The sequence below is a fragment of the Paraburkholderia sp. GAS348 genome, assembly GCF_050434205.1.
Taxonomy (GTDB): Bacteria; Pseudomonadota; Gammaproteobacteria; order Burkholderiales; family Burkholderiaceae; genus Paraburkholderia.
Map to the genome: position 1 here is coordinate 1 of NZ_JBNPVT010000078.1, position 1,052 is coordinate 1,052.

At 58.3% G+C, this 1,052-nt stretch carries 3 protein-coding genes and 1 pseudogene; 3 read left to right on the forward strand and 1 reads right to left on the reverse strand.

Features of this window, described 5'->3' with window-relative positions; all coding sequences use genetic code 11:
- Window positions 1-135: NADH-quinone oxidoreductase subunit H (locus P3T22_RS33290; RefSeq protein WP_429327296.1), on the forward strand; the 135-nt coding region annotated here is incomplete at its 5' end.
- Between the two features lie 15 nt (window positions 136-150).
- Window positions 151-639, forward strand: a complete 489-nt coding sequence (gene nuoI / locus P3T22_RS33295) for an NADH-quinone oxidoreductase subunit NuoI (protein ID WP_063495298.1) — start codon at window positions 151-153, stop codon at window positions 637-639.
- Here nuoI and P3T22_RS33300 read toward each other — a convergent pair.
- The gene (locus P3T22_RS33300) at window positions 588-899 is read right to left on the reverse strand and encodes a hypothetical protein (protein WP_429327295.1); all 312 of its coding nucleotides are present in this window, start codon (window positions 897-899) and stop codon (window positions 588-590) included. The genes nuoI and P3T22_RS33300 overlap by 52 nt on opposite strands.
- On the opposite strand from P3T22_RS33300, the pseudogene P3T22_RS33305 reads away from it, so the two are divergent.
- A pseudogene (locus tag P3T22_RS33305) lies at window positions 898-1,052 on the forward strand (NADH-quinone oxidoreductase subunit J); the annotation flags it as partial. The gene P3T22_RS33300 and the pseudogene P3T22_RS33305 overlap by 2 nt on opposite strands.

Sequence of the window (1,052 nt, forward strand, 5' to 3'; positions counted from 1 at the left end):
GCGCGTGCCACGTTCCCGCGCTATCGCTATGACCAGATCATGCGTCTGGGCTGGAAGATTTTTATTCCGGTTTGCGTGGTGTGGCTCATCGTGGTTGGCTTCTGGATCATGTCGCCGTTGAATATCTGGAAATAAAGGGCGGATGAACCCATGACCGCAATCCAAAACTTTTTCAAGACCTTCTTCCTGACGGAGCTGCTCAAAGGCCTCGCGCTGACCGGACGTTATGCGTTCCAGCGCAAGATCACGGTGCAGTTCCCGGAAGAGAAGACCCCGATTTCGCCGCGTTTCCGCGGCCTGCACGCGCTGCGCCGGTATGAAAACGGCGAAGAGCGCTGCATCGCCTGCAAGCTGTGCGAAGCGGTGTGCCCGGCGCTCGCCATCACGATCGAATCGGAAACGCGTGCGGACAACACCCGCCGCACGACGCGTTACGACATCGACCTGACCAAGTGCATCTTCTGCGGTTTCTGCGAAGAGAGCTGCCCGGTCGATTCGATCGTCGAGACGCACATTCTCGAATATCACGGCGAAAAGCGCGGCGACCTGTACTTCACGAAGGACATGCTGCTGGCCGTGGGCGATCGCTACGAAGCGGAGATCGCGGCGAACAAGGCAGCCGATGCACCGTATCGTTGAAGCGCTTCTGCTGAAGCGGTAAATGCGGCAGCAAATGCGGCAGCAAATGCGGCAGCAAATGCAGCAGCAAATGCAGCAGCAAATGCAGCAGCAAATGCAGCAGCAAATGCAGCAGTAAATGCAGCAGTAACACGGCCTGTTGTCGGGCCAAGCGCCGCGGCCTGACCGCCGCGGCACGGCGCACCTGTGTGGGTGTTTTTCCAGACGCAGGTGCCAAAGAACAATGCCTGACGATGGCCTAACGATGAACCGGTAATCATGGAATTCACGACCGTACTGTTCTACATCTTCGCACTGCTCCTGGTGGTTTCAGGGCTGAAGGTGATCACCTCGCGCAACCCGGTGTCGTCCGCACTGTTTCTGGTGCTGGCGTTCTTCAACGCAGCCGCGATCTGGATGCTGCTGCAGGCCGA